The sequence below is a fragment of the Streptococcus infantis genome (assembly GCF_047463315.1).
Classification (GTDB): Bacteria; Bacillota; Bacilli; order Lactobacillales; family Streptococcaceae; genus Streptococcus; species Streptococcus infantis_AB.
The window spans coordinates 86,189-103,271 of sequence record NZ_JASHEB010000004.1 but is presented as its reverse complement, the minus strand read 5'-3'; the positions used below and the strand labels follow the sequence as shown (position 1 = coordinate 103,271).

Sequence of the window (17,083 nt, the reverse complement as noted above, 5' to 3'; positions counted from 1 at the left end):
GTTCCTCAAAATGGCTAATCTTCGATTAGCTCAATATCTGCTCCAAGCTTACGTAATTTCTCAATAATATTTGAGTAGCCTCGTAGGATGAACTCGACACTAGTAATTTCTGTTCTACCTTCAGCCATTAATCCAGCAATAACCAAGGCTGCACCTGCACGTAAGTCAGTCGCTCTTACACTTGCACCGTGTAAAGAATTACCACCCTTATATATAATGTGATCATTAGTCGTTGTAATATCTGCGTTCATTTTAGCTAATTCAAAGACATGGTTCACACGTTTTTCATAAATGGTATCAATCAGTGTCCCTCGTCCTTCTGCTTTCAACAAAAGTGGTGTAATCGGTTGTTGAAGGTCTGTAGCAAATCCTGGATATGGAGCAGTCTTAATATTAACAGCTTTTAGATTTTTCTGCTCTTCAACAAAGATACTATCTTCAGAAACAGTCATATGAACACCCATTTCTTCAAGTTTCGCAATGAAACCTTCTAAATGTTCATAAAGTACATTGTTAATAAGAATTCCTTGTCCCACAGCAGCAGCTAAAGAAATATAAGTACCAGCTTCGATACGATCTGGAATAACTTGATGACGTGTGCCGTGTAGAGATTCAACACCATCGATAGTAATCATATCCGTACCTGCACCACGAATATGAGCTCCCATATTATTTAACAAAGTAGCTACATCAATAATTTCAGGCTCTCGAGCAGCATTTTCAATGACTGTACGTCCTTGAGCTTTTACCGCTGCAAGCATTGTGTTAATAGTAGCTCCTACACTTACAGTATCCATATAAATACTAGCACCCTGTAACTTAGAACCATTAGTTGAGAGATTCATATTGTCTCCCTCATAGGTTGTCTTAGCACCCATAGCTTCAAAAGCTTTCAAGTGCAAGTCAATAGGACGAGGGCCCAAGTCACATCCACCAGGCAAACCTACTGTTGCTTCACCGAAGCGTCCAAGAAGACTACCGTAGAAATAATAGGATGCGCGAAGACTGTTAATCTTACCGTATGGCATTGGTTTATTTTGAACACCACGAGGATCAATTTCTAGAACGTCATCATAGCGCTTAACACTCGCACCCATAATTTCCATAATATCAACCAAACTAGCGACATCGGAGATATCTGGAACACAATCCAAAATAACTACATCATCTGATAAAATAATAGCAGGAATCAGAGCAACTACACTATTTTTTGCTCCGCTAATGGTTATCTCACCCTTTAATGGACGTCCACCGTTAATGACTATTTTTTTCATTATTTTTTATATACTCTTTCACTATTTATTCATAAGGTCTCACCCTATATTATACCATATTTCTTTCTTATTATCTATCATAATAAATCAAATAAGCTCCTTAAGATTTTATTGATTTAAAACAGTTTCTGAAGTAAACTTAAAAAATTTCTGATACTAATATTGTTCAAGAAAAAAAGCTCTCCAAAAATCTTGGAAAGCCTTATTTAATGGTGTATAGAGCGATTATTTAGCGATTGGGTAAACAGAAACTTGTTTCTTATCGCGACCTTTACGTTCGAAACGTACTACGCCTTCAACTTTAGCAAACAAAGTATCGTCTCCACCACGTCCAACGTTTACACCTGGATAGATGTGTGTACCACGTTGACGGTAAAGGATTGATCCACCTGTTACAGTTTGTCCATCAGCTGCTTTAGCTCCAAGACGTTTCGCTTGTGAATCACGTCCGTTTGATGTAGAACCTCCACCTTTTTTGTGGGCGAAAAGTTGCAAGTTGTTAAGAGTCATTTTTAACATAATGTTTTCCTCCGTGTTAGTTTTCTGTGATAACTCTGGTTTGGACGAACTCAGAAGAGTTCTCCGACAAGTTTGCCATACCTAAGAAAAATGATTCAAAGAATAATTGTGTCATTTCTCTCTGGTGAGAAGGAAGATCTTTTGGAATTTCAACCATCAGATAGCCACCTTCATCTTCGTTTAATTCTAAGATTGGTTCATAGCCTGCAAATTTTTCAATGGAATTGATAAAGTTAATGGCAAGCGTAGAAACCGATGCACACACGACATCTAGGCCGTATTCGCCACTCTCGGCGTGTCCAGTAATCTCCGCACTCCTCAGCTCGCCATCTTCGGCTCTCTCAAAGACTGCTTGTATCATGTGTTCTCCTTAAAATTAAGCGTTGATTGCGTTGATGACAACTTTAGTATATGGTTGACGGTGACCTTGTTTACGGTGGCTACCTTTTTTAGGTTTGTACTTGTAAGTAACAACTTTCTTTTGTTTTCCTTGTTTTTCAACAGTTCCAACAACAGTAGCTCCAGCAACAAGTGGAGTTCCGACAACAGTGTTTTCACCACCAACAAGAACAACTTCGTTAAAAGTAACTTCTTGACCAGCTTCAACGTTCAATTTTTCAACGTAAACTGCTTGACCAACTTCAACTTTAACTTGTTTTCCGCCAGTTTTGATAATTGCGTATGTGCTCATTATGCACCTCCTATGATTTTTTGGGTTTCCCCGAATTTTTGTGAAGACTCGCCTAGCATCGTGGGACGAACCACTTAAACTTGAAGAATCAAGCAACGATGTTCGTGCGGTTGCACAGGACTGTGCATAGTCAACTCTACAAGTATAGCATGATTCCGATTTTTTGACAAGTATTTTCACTCAAAATGATGTGTTTTCTGGTACTTTTTTTGCAGAGAAGATAAAAGCATACTTAGATAAAAAATGCTCATCATGATTGGAACACCTAAAATCGTTTTTTCATTGAAAATAATGGTTAGGTAAGCTGAAAATACTACTCCTAGAATAAAGCTAATAAGTAGACTCACAAAAATCAAGCCCTCCATCAAAAAGGCTGTATGCTTGGTTCGAACATATTCACCAAAAGCCAACATAGTTCGTTTAATATTTCCCGTCATAAAGGCATTGTTATAGGCAATACCTGAAACCTCTCCAAAAGCCGTTGTCACCAATCCCATACAAAAAGCCAGCGGTGGAACAATAAAGATATTATCAACAGTCAAAGGCACAAATCCAATTATCAATGATAAAATGGCTAATGGTATAAGTGAGAAAATCGGTTTTTTAACAATTCGAAGTTTCTCCTTGTATATTGTCAGCAAGAATACCCCCAACATGAAAGATAAAAGTGTCAATATCTTTATTTCGGCATCAGCTAAATTTCTCTGAACGATTCCGACTGATAAAAACACCACATTCCCCGTCTGCCCGGCAACTAATGTATTCCCTCTTACAATAAATGTATAGGCATCTACATAGCCTGCACAAAAAGTCAAAAAAAGCGCCAATCTTTTTGAATGACGAGAAATTTTTCTCATAGGTAATAATCTCATACTAAACTCCTAAATTTACTGTAGCTATTGTACCATTTTTTCTAGAAATTTCGAAGTATCAAAGCAAAAGAATCATCTCAAGGTAACGAGTTGGCTCTTTCTATGATATAATGAAATCAATCATTACTTGTGGAAAAGGAGTAACTATGCTAAAACTTGGTATCATAGGAACTAGTTCAATCAGCCATCATTTTCTAGATGCTGCCCATACTAGCGGGAAATTTCAACTGAGTGCAGTCTATTCTAGAAAAATAGAAACCGCAGAAAAGTTTGTTGAACAGTATCAAGGCGTTAAGCTATTTGATCAGCTAAATGATTTCTTTAATGATTCATTCGAAGTGGTTTATATCGCTAGTCCGAACTCATTGCATTATAGTCAGGCAAAGATGGCTTTATCTACTGGAAAACATGTCATCCTTGAAAAACCAGCTGTTACCCAACCACATGAATGGCAGGATTTAGTTCAAACAGCCAAAGAGCATCAATGTTTTATCTTTGAAGCGGCACGTAACTACCATGAAGATGCTTTTGCCACAATTAAAGACTTTCTTGCAGACAAACAAATTCTTGGTGCAGACTTTAACTTCGCTAAATATTCTTCTAAGATGCCTAACCTACTTGCTGGCGATACTCCTAACGTTTTTTCAGACCGTTTTGCTGGTGGTGCACTTATGGATCTTGGTATTTATTCTATTTATGCAGCTGTTCGCTTATTTGGAAAACCGACTCATGCAACCTATCAAGCTCAGAAACTAGATAATAGCATTGATTTAAATGGGGATGGCATGCTCTACTATCCTGACTATCAAGTGCATATCAAAGCAGGAAAGAATATCACTTCTAATCTTCCTTGTGAGATTTATACTACTGATGGAACCTTGACACTTAATACAATCGAGCATGTCCAATCAGCTACTTTTACAGACCATCAAGGAAATGAAGTTCAACTTCCTATCCATCAGGCTCCTCACACTATGACGGAGGAAGTTGCTGCTTTTGCACATATGATTAACCAACCAGACCAGACTCTCTATCAGCAATGGCTTACTGATGCAACAGATGTTCATCAAGTTCTTTATACCATGCGCCAAGATGCTGGCATTAGATTTGAGGCAGAAAAATGAAAACCAAACTACCTACCGAATGGCAAGAATTGATTGACCAACTCGGTTTCCAAGAATTCACCCCCATTCAAATTCAACTTTTTGAACCGATAACAGAAGGTGAAAACCTACTTGGAGTCAGTCCAACTGGTACAGGGAAGACTTTAGCCTATCTCCTACCTAGTCTTCTCAAACTGCAAAAGAAAAAAGCCCAACAATTATTGATTTTAGCACCTAATACTGAGCTTGCTGGACAAATTTTTGAAGTCACTAAAACCTGGGGGGAGGCCATTGGATTAACAGCTCAGCTATTTCTATCCGGTTCGAGCCAGAAACGCCAAATTGAACGACTTAAAAAAGGACCAGAAATTCTAATTGGAACACCTGGTCGTATCTTTGAACTCATTAAATTGAAAAAAATCAAGATGATGAATGTGGAAACAATCATTCTTGATGAATTCGACCAACTCCTTGATGATTCTCAAATTCATTTTGTTGAGAAGATTACCCACTACGCACCTCGTGACCATCAACTCGTTTACATGAGTGCCACTACCAAATTTGACCAAGAAAAGATTGCACCTAACACGCGCGTCATTGATCTATCAGACCAAAAGTTAGACAATATTCAACACTTCTACATGCAAGTAGACCAACGTCACAGAGTAGATATGCTTCGTAAACTGGCACAGGTTGAAGATTTCCGTGGTCTTGTCTTCTTTAATAGCTTGTCAGACCTTGGAAGCGCCGAGGAAAAATTACAATATCGTGATGTTTTAGCAGTTTCGCTAGCTAGCGATGTCAACGTTAAATTTAGAAAAGTTATTCTAGAAAAATTCAAAGATAATCAACTGACACTACTTCTTGCCACAGACCTTCTCGCTCGTGGTATCGACATTGATAGCTTGGAATGCGTGATTAACTTTGATGTCCCTAGAGACACGGAAACTTACACTCACCGTGCGGGTCGGACAGGACGCATGGGTAAAGAGGGTTATGTCATCACTCTTGTAACACATCCAGAAGAACTAAAAAAACTTAAGAAATTTGCAAGCGTACGTGAAATCGTCTTGAAAAATCAGGAACTGTATATCAAATGAGAGTGGGGCAGAAATCGGTAATTCGTTAGAATTCGATTTCGTCGTCCCACCTCCGCACAGTTGAGTAGGGCTGTAAAAGCTGATGAAATCAGCGTAGTAGAGCCCACTCAACCACTGCGTCTTGCTCGACAATCCAAAGCCAATTGAGAGGCTAGGACTTTTGTCCCAGCCTCTTTTTCTTATCCCCAAGTAATTTCTAAACGGTAGTTGGCAAATGGAACACCTTCTTTGTTTTGTAGTTGATAGGCTAGTTCAATCTTCTCTTCACCAACTTCGTAGTGGCTTGTTTGGATGATAAACTCCTGCATGCCTATAGGTGTCGGAATATAGGCTAAACTATCAGAATCCTTCAGAAAACGCATGATTGTCTTGGGATTTGAGAAACGTGTCATGACAAGCTCTTCTTCCTGAAACTTAATCACAACCTTTTCTTGTTCCTCATTGTAAAACAAAAGATAGGAAAAATCGCCCTTTTCCCGTAATTCAACATCATAAAGTTGGTCGATTACTTCCAATTGTTCATCGAACTTGATGGTATTTCTCATTCTAATCTTCACAACTATTCCTCTTTCTTCTCACTTATCCCTACTATTTTACCAAAAAGGCAAGGAATTTGCTATAATGGTCTTATGAATGAAAAAGTATTTCGTGACCCAGTTCACAACTATATCCACGTTAATAATCAGGTTATTTATGACCTGATTAATACCAAAGAATTTCAACGGCTCCGTCGCATCAAACAGCTTGGGACATCTAGCTATACTTTCCACGGTGGAGAGCATAGTCGCTTTTCTCACTGCCTAGGAGTCTATGAAATTGCTAGGCAAATTACGGAGATTTTTGAGGAGAAATATCCTGAGGAATGGGATTCTAACGAGTCACTACTAACCATGACTGCTGCTCTTCTACATGATCTCGGACACGGTGCCTACTCTCATACTTTTGAAAATCTCTTTGACACCGACCACGAGGCAATTACCCAGGAAATTATCCAAAGCCCTGATACAGAGATTCATCAGGTTCTTTTGCAGGTTGCACCGGACTTTCCAAAAAAAGTAGCCAGCGTTATCGATCACACTTATCCCAACAAACAAGTGGTTCAGCTCATTTCGAGTCAGATTGATGCAGACCGTATGGACTATCTCCTACGCGACTCCTACTTCACCGGTGCTTTTTATGGCCAGTTTGATCTGACACGTATTCTTCGTGTCATTCGTCCTGTTGAAAATGGCATCGCCTTTCAGCGTAATGGGATGCATGCCATCGAGGATTATGTCCTCAGTCGTTACCAGATGTACATGCAGGTTTATTTCCACCCAGCCACACGTGCCATGGAAGTCCTTCTGCAAAATCTTCTCAAACGTGCTAAGGAGCTCTATCCTGAAAATAAGGACTTCTTTGCCCTTACATCCCCACATCTACTACCATTTTTTGAGAAGAAGGTAACCTTATCTGACTATCTTGCACTTGACGACGGGGTAATGAATACCTATTTCCAACTCTGGATGACTAGTACAGATAAAATTCTAGCCGACCTTTCCCAACGATTTATCAACCGTAAGGTCTTCAAATCTATTACTTTTTCTGAGGACGACCAAGACAAACTTGAGATCATGCGGAATTTAGTAGAAGAAATTGGTTTTGACCCCAACTATTACACAGCTATCCACAAGAATTTCGACCTTCCTTATGATATTTATCGTCCAGAGTCTGAAAATCCAAGAACTCAAATTGAGATTGTCCAAAAAAATGGTGAACTAGCTGAGCTTTCTAGCCTATCGCCTATCGTTCAATCTCTTGCAGGAAGCCGTCATGGTGACAACCGTTTCTACTTCCCTAAAGAAATGCTTAAGCAAAACAGTATTTTCACGAATATCATTCAACAATTTTCCCATTTAATTGAGAATGATCATTTTAATCCAGATAAGAAATAACAGAGGAAATTTATGAGTATAAAACTAATCGCCGTCGATATAGATGGTACCCTGGTTAATAGCAAAAAAGAAATTACTCCCGAAGTTTTTGTAGCTATCCAAGATGCCAAAGCAGCTGGAGTCAAGGTTGTCATTGCAACAGGACGCCCCATCGCTGGTGTTGCTAAACTCCTTGACGACTTGCAGTTGAGAGATGAAGGTGACTATGTTGTAACCTTCAACGGTGCCCTTGTCCAAGAAACCACTAATGGCCATGAGATTATCAGCGAATCCTTAACTTACGAGGACTATCTGGACATGGAATTTCTCAGCCGTAAACTGGGAGTCCACATGCATGCTATTACCAAGAACGGCATCTACACTGCCAATCGCAATATCGGAAAATACACCGTACACGAGTCAACTCTCGTCAGCATGCCAATTTTTTACCGTACACCTGAAGAGATGGCTGATAAAGAAATCGTCAAATGTATGTTTATCGACGAACCTGAGATTCTCGATGCTGCTATTGAAAAGATTCCAGCAGAATTTTACGAGCGATACTCTATCAACAAATCTGCACCATTTTACCTAGAACTCCTTAAAAAGGATGTAGACAAGGGTTCAGCCATTACGCACCTAGCTGAGAAACTTGGACTAAGCAAAGATGAAACCATGGCGATTGGGGATGAAGAAAATGACCGTGCCATGCTCGAAGTCGTTGGAAACCCCGTAGTTATGGAAAACGGAAACCCAGAACTCAAAAAAATCGCCAAATACATCACCAAAACAAATGATGAATCAGGTGTTGCCCATGCCATTCGAACTTGGGTCTTGTAACATTAAAAACCACTCTCTTGAGTGGTTTTTTTCTATATTTTCCTTTGTAGGATGGGGCAATAGTTTTGTCAATCATGTGTCAATAATAGTTTAAAAGAAAAACAATTTTTTCATTCGAATGAGTCCCAAATATCTTAACAAAATGTACAGTTACTTAAATCTTGAGAGTACAAAAACCGTGAAAGTCTGTTTATGGCAAGCCCCACAGTTGTACAGTTACTTAAATCTTGAGAGTACAAAAACTAGCGTGTAAGGACTTGTTCCCGCTATACAGTTGTACAGTTACTTAAATCTTGAGAGTACAAAAACGTCAAGAGGATTTTGACCAGTCAAACGTAGTTGTACAGTTACTTAAATCTTGAGAGTACAAAAACGACAGCACACAACAATATCAAAAACTAAAAGTTGTACAGTTACTTAAATCTTGAGAGTACAAAAACTAGTTCAGTCTATTATGCATTAAGAAGCGCGTTGTACAGTTACTTAAATCTTGAGAGTACAAAAACGAGCGCGAAAAGGGGAAATTTTAGCTCTTGAGTTGTACAGTTACTTAAATCTTGAGAGTACAAAAACCTGGAAACACTCCACAACCACAACCACTATGTTGTACAGTTACTTAAATCTTGAGAGTACAAAAACCGGCATTCCTGGTCGTTTCTGTTGCAGAAGGTTGTACAGTTACTTAAATCTTGAGAGTACAAAAACAGAAGCCACAATAGCCCCGAGCTCATCGATGTTGTACAGTTACTTAAATCTTGAGAGTACAAAAACGTAGCAATGTTTCGACCTTCTTTAAAGTTGTTGTACAGTTACTTAAATCTTGAGAGTACAAAAACCACTTGACAAGGTGAAAGACAAAGATGGGCGTTGTACAGTTACTTAAATCTTGAGAGTACAAAAACTATCCATGTTAGGCTTATTATCACGATTCAGTTGTACAGTTACTTAAATCTTGAGAGTACAAAAACCGGCTGTGTTACCCATAACAACATTTTCGCGTTGTACAGTTACTTAAATCTTGAGAGTACAAAAACAATAGGTTGATTTCATCAAATCCCATTAGAGTTGTACAGTTACTTAAATCTTGAGAGTACAAAAACGAACGCAAAGACGGGATTTCTGATTATGACGTTGTACAGTTACTTAAATCTTGAGAGTACAAAAACTGACCTTACAGGAACAACTAAGAACATCACGTTGTACAGTTACTTAAATCTTGAGAGTACAAAAACTGTTTGAAGAAACCGCTTTGACGGTTCAAGGTTGTACAGTTACTTAAATCTTGAGAGTACAAAAACGATAGCGTACAAGGTTTCCAAGCTGGAACAGTTGTACAGTTACTTAAATCTTGAGAGTACAAAAACAAATTGAATTGTATGATATCTACGGGAATTGTTGTACAGTTACTTAAATCTTGAGAGTACAAAAACCTCAAATTCGTCAATTTTGGTTTTTGTAGCTCAAAACCATTATAAGGTCTTAGACCTAACTCGTCAATACTATTCTTCTAAATACTTTAATAACATTGGATTGACTGGCTTAATATGGAAATCTATTTTCATCTCATACTGATATAAATCGTTTAATATCCTCAATGCTACTTGATCTTCAATTGATAAACTCATATGGAGAATATCAGAACTAAATAAATAAGGTCCGATTTTTCTTATAGAGGATAAAAAATTTTGCTCATCAGGTATTTGATTTATTGGATATTGATTGGTAAATCGCTCATACATAAATTCTAAAGAATAAAAATGTTCAACGTAATCTGAAATAATGTTAATCTCCTCTAGTACTTCTTTCGTTACATGAAGATAACCTTCATTTGAAGGAAATGAAATAGTGAATAACATGCTACTATGATTGGTTAATCGCTCTAAGTGTTCACAGCACTCAACGAATTCCTTATAGGATAAATAATCATTCATATTTCGGAGCACAAGCAATACCTTTTCAGATTGATCCGTAATCACTACTTCCAACATCGAAAGAAATAATAAAAATTTTGTCTTATTGTCAACAAATTCAAAGGATATATTTTTATCGTTTTGTCCAAAATAGGGCAGAAAATTTTTTTGAATCAGTTGATCTGTATTAAAATATTTCGCTTCTGTATGATAGTTTATTTCATCTATTTGTAAATTCAAATTCTGATTTAATAGCAATGAAATCCTATCGAGATGATCATTGATATTTTCAATTTGCTCCATCATCTCCACTGTATTAATCTTTTTCTTTATATAATCATAAGCTACCGTACCTTTTTTATACACCATCTGTTCAATTAAATCATTAATATTCGATAATTGAATTATCCTGAATTCTGAACGGGAAACCACCGTATTGTCTATTAAGATTATAGGTTCATTTTGTTCGAAAAGAACTAAATCTTCCTCACTATATTTTTTTCCTCCAAAATACCATAACAGGATTTGCCAAATATAGTACTTTAATTGTTGATCTTGACCCACAACTTGAGTAAATTGTCCAAAACTCAATGTAATATTATCCTTGTATGGATGACTGACGTTCATTTTCATATAACTACCAACTTTTTATCACTGACTATTTCCTCTTGTTTTGTTTTCCCACCAATGATCAAAACCATTTCAGAAAACTGTTTCTCAGTAACCGCTAGTAAACGGACATTCCCACTAGGCAAATTACTTTGACTTAATTTTTTATAGAATTTACTAGCAAAACTTCGATTTGGACACGTTCTATAATAAACTGAAAACTGCAACATTTCAAAACCATTAGCAATCAGATCTTTCCGAAAATTACGATAGATTCTTTTTTCTTGATTCGTATCCATAGGAAGATCAAAAAAACACAATAATCTCAATGCTTCATACCTCATTTCTTTAGCTCCATTCTACACTCGAAACAATAGGACAGTAGAATTTACTAGTATCCTTATCTGATATACATTTTAGAAAACCTTTGACATATTTATCCATTGCTACTGTTACAGAACAAGTTTCTTTTCCATAAAGAATTTTTGCATTCAATGTATCTGTTAAGGCCAATCTGAACTCATATTTTAAATATTCTTCATCCCGTAAGTTTTGATAAACCCAAACATCAATAATCTGTCTAAAAGGTTCCATTAAGTCATCTACCAAATTAAATTGATTGTATTCGTTTTTATGAAAAATTCCGATTAAGGGATTTAACCCATAACCAGCAATAATACGCGCCATCTGCGCTCTCATAATTGCATAACCATAATTTAGACCTGCATTTATAACATCAGTTTCCTGTTGGGTAAGACGAACGAATTTCTTTCCAAATAATTCATTGAAATAAACTTTTGCCGCGTGTCCTTCGCGATTGGTTCTATCTCCAAATTCAATATGATCTTTATAATCTGCTAATAGCTGAATACAATCAATATTTTTCTCAAACATCGAGAGTACATCTTGCTGATTGTTTATTTTGAAGTAGGTCACTATTTGCCATAATTTATCTTTTTGATCCTGCGTCCACAACAATTGTTCCTGTAACTTTTTATAGGCTCTAAAATGGCCATTTTGCGAATGGTAAATACCTGTTGGCAAATGCTCGTTATCACAGACAATCAAAGCAATATTATACTTACTTAAGGCGCTTAACAATCTTAGGGTTACAACCGTTTCTCCTCCTTCTGCTACAATGATAGAAATATCGCTCAAGGGTATAATATAATCTTCGCCCATCTTCTTAATCAAAAGATTATCCAATTTTAATTGCATCTTTTCACTCTGACAAACATGTACAATTCTCCAAGTCATTATTTTTATCCTCTTTACAAAACGAAAACACCCCGCCATAAATGACAGGGTGTTGAATTCGGCATGAAGCCTTATCTTTGTAGCTTCTGCAAGATTTAAGTAACTGTGTAAGGCGTCCCTTACAGTTAATATTATAATACATTGTAAAAGCGTTTGCAACTCTTTTTTAAAAATATTTTTTAAAATTTGAGTTTTGGTTCTTCACCCTCTTTTTTAATGAAATGTTTATTTCCCAAAACATCTGTTTTAATTTTATAGATGGATAGATTACTTTTACCTAATCCTTTTAAACAGCGACCATTAGATGTAGTATCAAACACTTTGATTATTTCTTTACCTTCAAAATTCCCTTTGTCATAAGGCTTTAATTCTACATAATTTTTTTGATTAGGCATTGTTCTCGATAAAAACCTAAATATTTGTTCTTCATTTTTTGGGGTATCCTTAATCAGAAGTAAGTCATTTTTGTATAATGTAAATTTGAATTCTGATTGCTTGCTAACTCCTTCTTTTTCTTTAATTTCATTATATTTATCAATAGTTATAGAATAATTACCAGTCCTCTTTTCAAATTGCAGATCTGCATATTTTAATCCAAGTAACTCATACTTCTCTGTCTGATGATTAAAATAGACATCTGTTCTCCAAGGATTTAATTGACGTAGGATTACTTTATTTTTACTATTAGAAGGAGTTATGTTAATAAATGATTCTGGAATATTCTTATCATAGTATTTCAGACTTTTAATTTCCGGACCATTACCTTTTCTGCTATATTTTCTGATTGGTCCATTTTCGTGTCTATATTTCTCAAAAGGATTGCAAGGAACTTCTTTATTCTTATCGTTCAATTCTTTAGAAGGATAAGTTCTTAAAATTTCTTCAATTACCTTCTCAAATGTTTGTGGATCTTTGTGATACATTAAGAATCTACTTTTATCTTTATTGTAAATTTTAATGAATGCATCATATCCTGCTTGACTATAAATATCTTTAATCTTACCTAGAACATAAGTTTCTTCAGATTTATCTTTATCTAATTTCGCTTTTCTTGTTGCATAAATGGTTGCATCTGAAATTTTACGGTTATATTTTGAATCTACTTGATAAGAAAATAGAATGCTATCCTCAAATTTTTTGGACTTCAATGTATCAACAAAATGATCATATGGAGCTTTAAATACTAACTCTTTGTATTCATCGTCACTCAATGAAATAATTTCGCCAGTTACTTGATCCACGAATTGACCTTCTTTGTAAGAGATCAAAGGATTATTTTGTTTTTTCCATAATCTTAATTGACTAGATGCAGCAATGATCAAAGCATCTACAGCATGATGGTGATAGGTCTCACGAGATTTTTCAAGTCCCCACTTTCTTCTAAGCTGTGAAGTAAATTGTCCACGTACCACTGAAATAGTTGTATCGAATTGATGCTCCTTATAAAAATCTTGTAGTGCATTTAAAACAACGCGAGAAGAATAACGAGTATCTACTAAATTTCGTTCAATAAATTTCTGTTTCACCTCAATCTTACTAATGTCTTCTTCCGTTAAAAGATATTCCTTCTTTTTATTACCTAATAATTTTGAATCTTTTACATATGATTTGAACTCTCTGTAGGACCAAGCATCATCCATACTATCTAAAGCTTGAAATGGTGTCCGTTGCCCTTTTTCTTGATTCGCTGTAGCAAGTACTAAGACTTTATTAGATAAACTATCATCGAACGATAAAGATAGAGGTAGAATATGATCAATTTCATACTTGTACCGATTTTGAATCAAATCTGAAATTGGAATATTCTTTCCAGTGTAAAGACACTTTTCACCCTGTTGATGCCACAAACGAATCTTAGTTGCTAATTCTTTATGTCCATGAAAAACGTTATCCGGTAATTCTTTTTTCCCATTGTATTGGAAAGCCGCTTTTTCCATAGCAGCATTTTTCTCGTCTAGATTTGCTTTTTGACGCTTGATATACTCTTTCTTTGCATCATCCTCATTATTATCACGTGCCATTTCAATAACGATATTATCAAAGATCCCATATCTTTTTGTTGCTTCATTGATAATCTTTATAGCTTGTCTGACAGATTTTGCCACGACAGGATTATAGATTTCTTCTGTTAATTCTTTTTCATCTATGTACTTGGTTCGTTTTGATGTCTCTTTAGATTTTTGTTTGCCTAATCGAGTAAGAATTGTCATTTGCTCTTCCGAAGTCTCATACAATTCTGGAATCAACTCCATCATAAGTTTTAGAGAAAAATTATGCCATCCCTTACTAAATAGACTGCTGTTATTTTTTCTAAATTGAACCAATTCAAGTACTTGATCCTGACTAAATGTATCTTTTAGCTTAGCGTTAATCGCTTCTTCTATCCCCTCCCTCTCCGTATTTAAAGTTAGAATATGAGCGAGCTCATCTATGACCTTTCTCGGTAACTCTTCCACCTTGATTGTTTCTAATGATTGCATTTTTCGATAGACTTCAAAAGTGTGCATCTCAGGTTTTTTATTGGGATCAATACGGTATCCATGTATCTGATCAACTGAAGCACCAATCAATTTAGCGATGTACTTCAATAGTGTTGAAGCACCTAATGTTTTAGCTGTCTTAACATACTCGATAATTGTCTTCTTTTGTTCCTCACTTAGTTTCTTGGTTTCTGTTGGAACGGTTAAATTATTTAAATCATTTAGTAAGTTGAACTCTTGTGCAGTATAGGAAGCTTTTGAAGCTCTATATTCATCAGGATAAAATGTACATTTACCAATTAAAACACCAAAAATATTATCTAATGTTATGTACTTACCTTCAGAATCTTTTTTAGTAGTATACCTTCCATAATCAGTCCGTGATTTTTCATTTCCTGGCCCATGGTAGTATTTTCTTTTATCCGTAAGGATAGTTAAATAATCTTCTATAAACTCATCAGTAATCTTATTATTGAACTCTTGCTGTTTTCTAAGAATTCTTTCAGCTTCTTTTCTATAAGCAGATGTTGAAAAAACATTGATTAACCGGCGTTTTTCACTATTTTCTAATACAGTGAAATCTCCTCTAAGCTGACCGTATTTTTCGAAACGATCTAGTTGGATTTGACCAGGGGTTTGTTCAGAAAGCAATTTTCTATTTTCTTCAACTGCCTTACCATAATCAGATGATACTGTACTGCCATCTTCAGAAGCATCATCTAAGTAGCTAATACCACGTCTCTTAACAATATTCTTTAAGGCTATAAACAATTCTTCGTTAGTTAATTGATTATCCAAGCCTTGTACACGCAGTCGATAAGGATTTAAATTAATTGAAACCTTAGAAAAATCAGTTAATAAACCATATTCTTCAAATAGATCATGAAGGCGAACACTACGATGTTTTTTGCGGCGAGTTAATCTTCGTCCACCTCTAAATCCCCTTCTCTCAACATTATTGTCAGCTGTTGCAGCTGGAAAAAGACGAGAATTCGTATGAACAATCTCACCAGTAACCTTGTTTAGAATACCTACTCCAACTGAAGCAATACCAATATCCAAACCCAAAACTAAACCATTCATAATAAAACTCCTCACCAGTCATTATATTAATTTTATTTTACTCTTTCCCCCCTCAAAAATCAAATCATTATAAAATATTTTTAGCAAAAATAGAATATAATTTTTTTAAAACATGTTTCTTCATTTTATAAAACTAAAAAAGCGTAACTTACGCTTTATTCTATCAACTTCTTCTCAATACAAGAATATAAATATACTTGAGAAAAACTTATTAATGGGAATTTTGTTAACTTAGTACAATATTTGATTGAACTTTTATTTTCTTTTATATTTAGATGATTTTGTTTATCGAAAATTTATCAAGTAATTAATTCCTCTTATTTGTATAAATGTCAGTTATTGATAAAGCAACTCCTGCTGTAAATCTTTGATAAAGGCAACAACTTGACGGTTTTCAATCCTAACATGGTATCCACCGCTATTATTGACAAGTTTATCCCCTTCATATCTATCAATCTTTACAGCATAAAGACCGCTTGGAAGGGGTTGATTGTTAAAAAACTCTTTCATTTGCGATTCAAGGTCTTCAAGATAGGCATCATATAACTGATCCTTCTTGTCTTCTGGAGTGTAGTATCGAAATTGAAATTCTGGTATAAAAATATCTTTTTGGAAAAGATATTGAGCATCCATGGGATACATCCCTTGTAATGCTTGTCCTTTTCTTTGATTTTCCTCTAATATTTTATCATAAAGATACATGTTGCCAGATTTACTATTAAATTGAAAATCAATCCCTTCGTACTTCAAAGCAGTCATTTTAGGATCTGTTATTGAAGTGTCCAATGTTTTTAAAAACTCACTGGTGCCTGGACTTATTTCAATCCCTAGATAGGCTAATTCTGGAAAAGCCTGGTAAATTTTTTTGTTTTGTTCATAATCTACTTCTGCATCCGTCTTTTTATACTTTTTGTTTTCCGAAGGACGAGTATAGTATTCAAAGCGAGAATTAGCCTGATAGGTTTTACCATCTATATTTTCAGTGTAAGTACCATGGATTACAAATCCTCCTACACTTGTATAGTTTTTTTCGTATTTTTCTAACTCAAACTGACCTTTAAGACCGTAGTTCTTATAAGAACGATGTACAGCTTGCTCAAGTTCATTCCAACTTGCATGGGCAAATAGACCCCACATATCCATCATTGCAAGAATAGGACTAAGTATTATGAATATTGCAAATAGTATAGCCATGGATAAGCAACCAATTAATAAGCCTTTTTTCATCTCTTTCTCCTAAACATTCTACGCCTATTATACCACACCATGGATATCTTATGAATGGGTCAATATCTGGTCAAAGAAAAAACACTGGTTATCCAGTGTTTTTGTGACTAGTTTCGCTCCCTGCAGGAATCGAACCTGCAACTACTCCTTAGGAGGGAGTTGTTATATCCATTGAACTAAGGGAGCTAGAGAAAAACCCTGCCGT

At 35.7% G+C, this 17,083-nt stretch carries 15 protein-coding genes, 1 tRNA gene, 1 CRISPR repeat array and 1 other annotated feature; of the genes, 4 read left to right on the top strand and 12 right to left on the bottom strand.

Annotated features, from left to right (window positions below):
* Positions 1-14: 14 nt before the first annotated feature.
* The 5 genes from QM857_RS05725 to QM857_RS05705 form a co-directional block, all read right to left on the bottom strand.
* Entirely contained in the window at positions 15-1,274 is a 1,260-nt protein-coding gene (locus QM857_RS05725; protein WP_049496536.1) for a UDP-N-acetylglucosamine 1-carboxyvinyltransferase, read from the bottom strand.
* A gap of 225 nt (positions 1,275-1,499) precedes the next feature.
* On the bottom strand, positions 1,500-1,793 hold the full coding sequence (rpmA, locus tag QM857_RS05720; protein ID WP_000916509.1) for a 50S ribosomal protein L27: 294 nt from the start codon (positions 1,791-1,793) through the stop codon (positions 1,500-1,502).
* A 16-nt stretch (positions 1,794-1,809) separates the two neighbouring features.
* The gene (locus tag QM857_RS05715; protein ID WP_000613699.1) at positions 1,810-2,154 is read right to left on the bottom strand and encodes a ribosomal-processing cysteine protease Prp; all 345 of its coding nucleotides are present in this window, start codon (positions 2,152-2,154) and stop codon (positions 1,810-1,812) included.
* Between the two features lie 15 nt (positions 2,155-2,169).
* Positions 2,170-2,484: a 50S ribosomal protein L21 gene (gene rplU / locus QM857_RS05710; protein ID WP_000109141.1), complete on the bottom strand. Its 315-nt coding sequence runs from the start codon at positions 2,482-2,484 to the stop codon at positions 2,170-2,172.
* Between the two features lie 34 nt (positions 2,485-2,518).
* Positions 2,519-2,606: a sequence feature (ribosomal protein L21 leader region), on the bottom strand.
* A gap of 54 nt (positions 2,607-2,660) precedes the next feature.
* Positions 2,661-3,356, bottom strand: a complete 696-nt coding sequence (locus tag QM857_RS05705; protein WP_414275337.1) for a YoaK family protein — start codon at positions 3,354-3,356, stop codon at positions 2,661-2,663.
* Positions 3,357-3,502: 146 nt separating this feature from the next.
* On the opposite strand from QM857_RS05705, the gene QM857_RS05700 reads away from it, so the two are divergent.
* Both QM857_RS05700 and QM857_RS05695 read left to right on the top strand, forming a co-directional pair.
* A complete protein-coding gene (locus tag QM857_RS05700) occupies positions 3,503-4,480 on the top strand; it encodes a Gfo/Idh/MocA family protein (RefSeq protein WP_414275336.1) in 978 nt (325 codons plus the stop codon).
* A complete protein-coding gene (locus QM857_RS05695) occupies positions 4,477-5,559 on the top strand; it encodes a DEAD/DEAH box helicase (protein WP_414275335.1) in 1,083 nt (360 codons plus the stop codon). Before QM857_RS05700 ends, QM857_RS05695 begins: the two co-directional genes overlap by 4 nt.
* A gap of 179 nt (positions 5,560-5,738) precedes the next feature.
* Here QM857_RS05695 and QM857_RS05690 read toward each other — a convergent pair whose 3' ends face one another.
* Positions 5,739-6,116 (bottom strand): DUF1934 domain-containing protein, encoded by a 378-nt coding sequence (locus QM857_RS05690; RefSeq protein WP_414275334.1) that lies wholly within the window; start codon positions 6,114-6,116, stop codon positions 5,739-5,741.
* Positions 6,117-6,188: 72 nt separating this feature from the next.
* On the opposite strand from QM857_RS05690, the gene QM857_RS05685 reads away from it, so the two are divergent.
* Positions 6,189-7,493, top strand: a complete 1,305-nt coding sequence (locus QM857_RS05685) for an HD domain-containing protein (protein WP_414275333.1) — start codon at positions 6,189-6,191, stop codon at positions 7,491-7,493.
* A gap of 12 nt (positions 7,494-7,505) precedes the next feature.
* Positions 7,506-8,312 (top strand): sugar-phosphatase, encoded by an 807-nt coding sequence (gene yidA, locus QM857_RS05680; RefSeq protein ID WP_414275332.1) that lies wholly within the window; start codon positions 7,506-7,508, stop codon positions 8,310-8,312.
* A gap of 141 nt (positions 8,313-8,453) precedes the next feature.
* Positions 8,454-9,742: a CRISPR direct-repeat array (repeat unit 36 nt; unit sequence GTTGTACAGTTACTTAAATCTTGAGAGTACAAAAAC).
* Positions 9,743-9,811: 69 nt separating this feature from the next.
* Here the strand turns inward: yidA and csn2-St are convergent.
* From csn2-St to QM857_RS05650, 6 genes are all read right to left on the bottom strand, one after another.
* Positions 9,812-10,855, bottom strand: coding sequence for a CRISPR-associated protein Csn2-St (csn2-St, locus tag QM857_RS05675; protein ID WP_414275331.1), 1,044 nt, complete (start codon positions 10,853-10,855; stop codon positions 9,812-9,814).
* Positions 10,852-11,175, bottom strand: a complete 324-nt coding sequence (gene cas2 / locus QM857_RS05670) for a CRISPR-associated endonuclease Cas2 (RefSeq protein WP_135782170.1) — start codon at positions 11,173-11,175, stop codon at positions 10,852-10,854. The genes csn2-St and cas2 overlap by 4 nt, the downstream gene beginning before the upstream one ends.
* A gap of 4 nt (positions 11,176-11,179) precedes the next feature.
* A complete protein-coding gene (gene cas1 / locus QM857_RS05665) occupies positions 11,180-12,088 on the bottom strand; it encodes a type II CRISPR-associated endonuclease Cas1 (protein WP_414275330.1) in 909 nt (302 codons plus the stop codon).
* A gap of 179 nt (positions 12,089-12,267) precedes the next feature.
* Positions 12,268-15,651, bottom strand: a complete 3,384-nt coding sequence (cas9, locus tag QM857_RS05660) for a type II CRISPR RNA-guided endonuclease Cas9 (protein WP_414275329.1) — start codon at positions 15,649-15,651, stop codon at positions 12,268-12,270.
* A gap of 336 nt (positions 15,652-15,987) precedes the next feature.
* The gene (locus tag QM857_RS05655) at positions 15,988-16,878 is read right to left on the bottom strand and encodes a hypothetical protein (RefSeq protein ID WP_414275328.1); all 891 of its coding nucleotides are present in this window, start codon (positions 16,876-16,878) and stop codon (positions 15,988-15,990) included.
* 114 nt (positions 16,879-16,992) lie between these two features.
* Positions 16,993-17,064, bottom strand: a tRNA-Arg gene (locus tag QM857_RS05650).
* Positions 17,065-17,083: the final 19 nt, after the last annotated feature.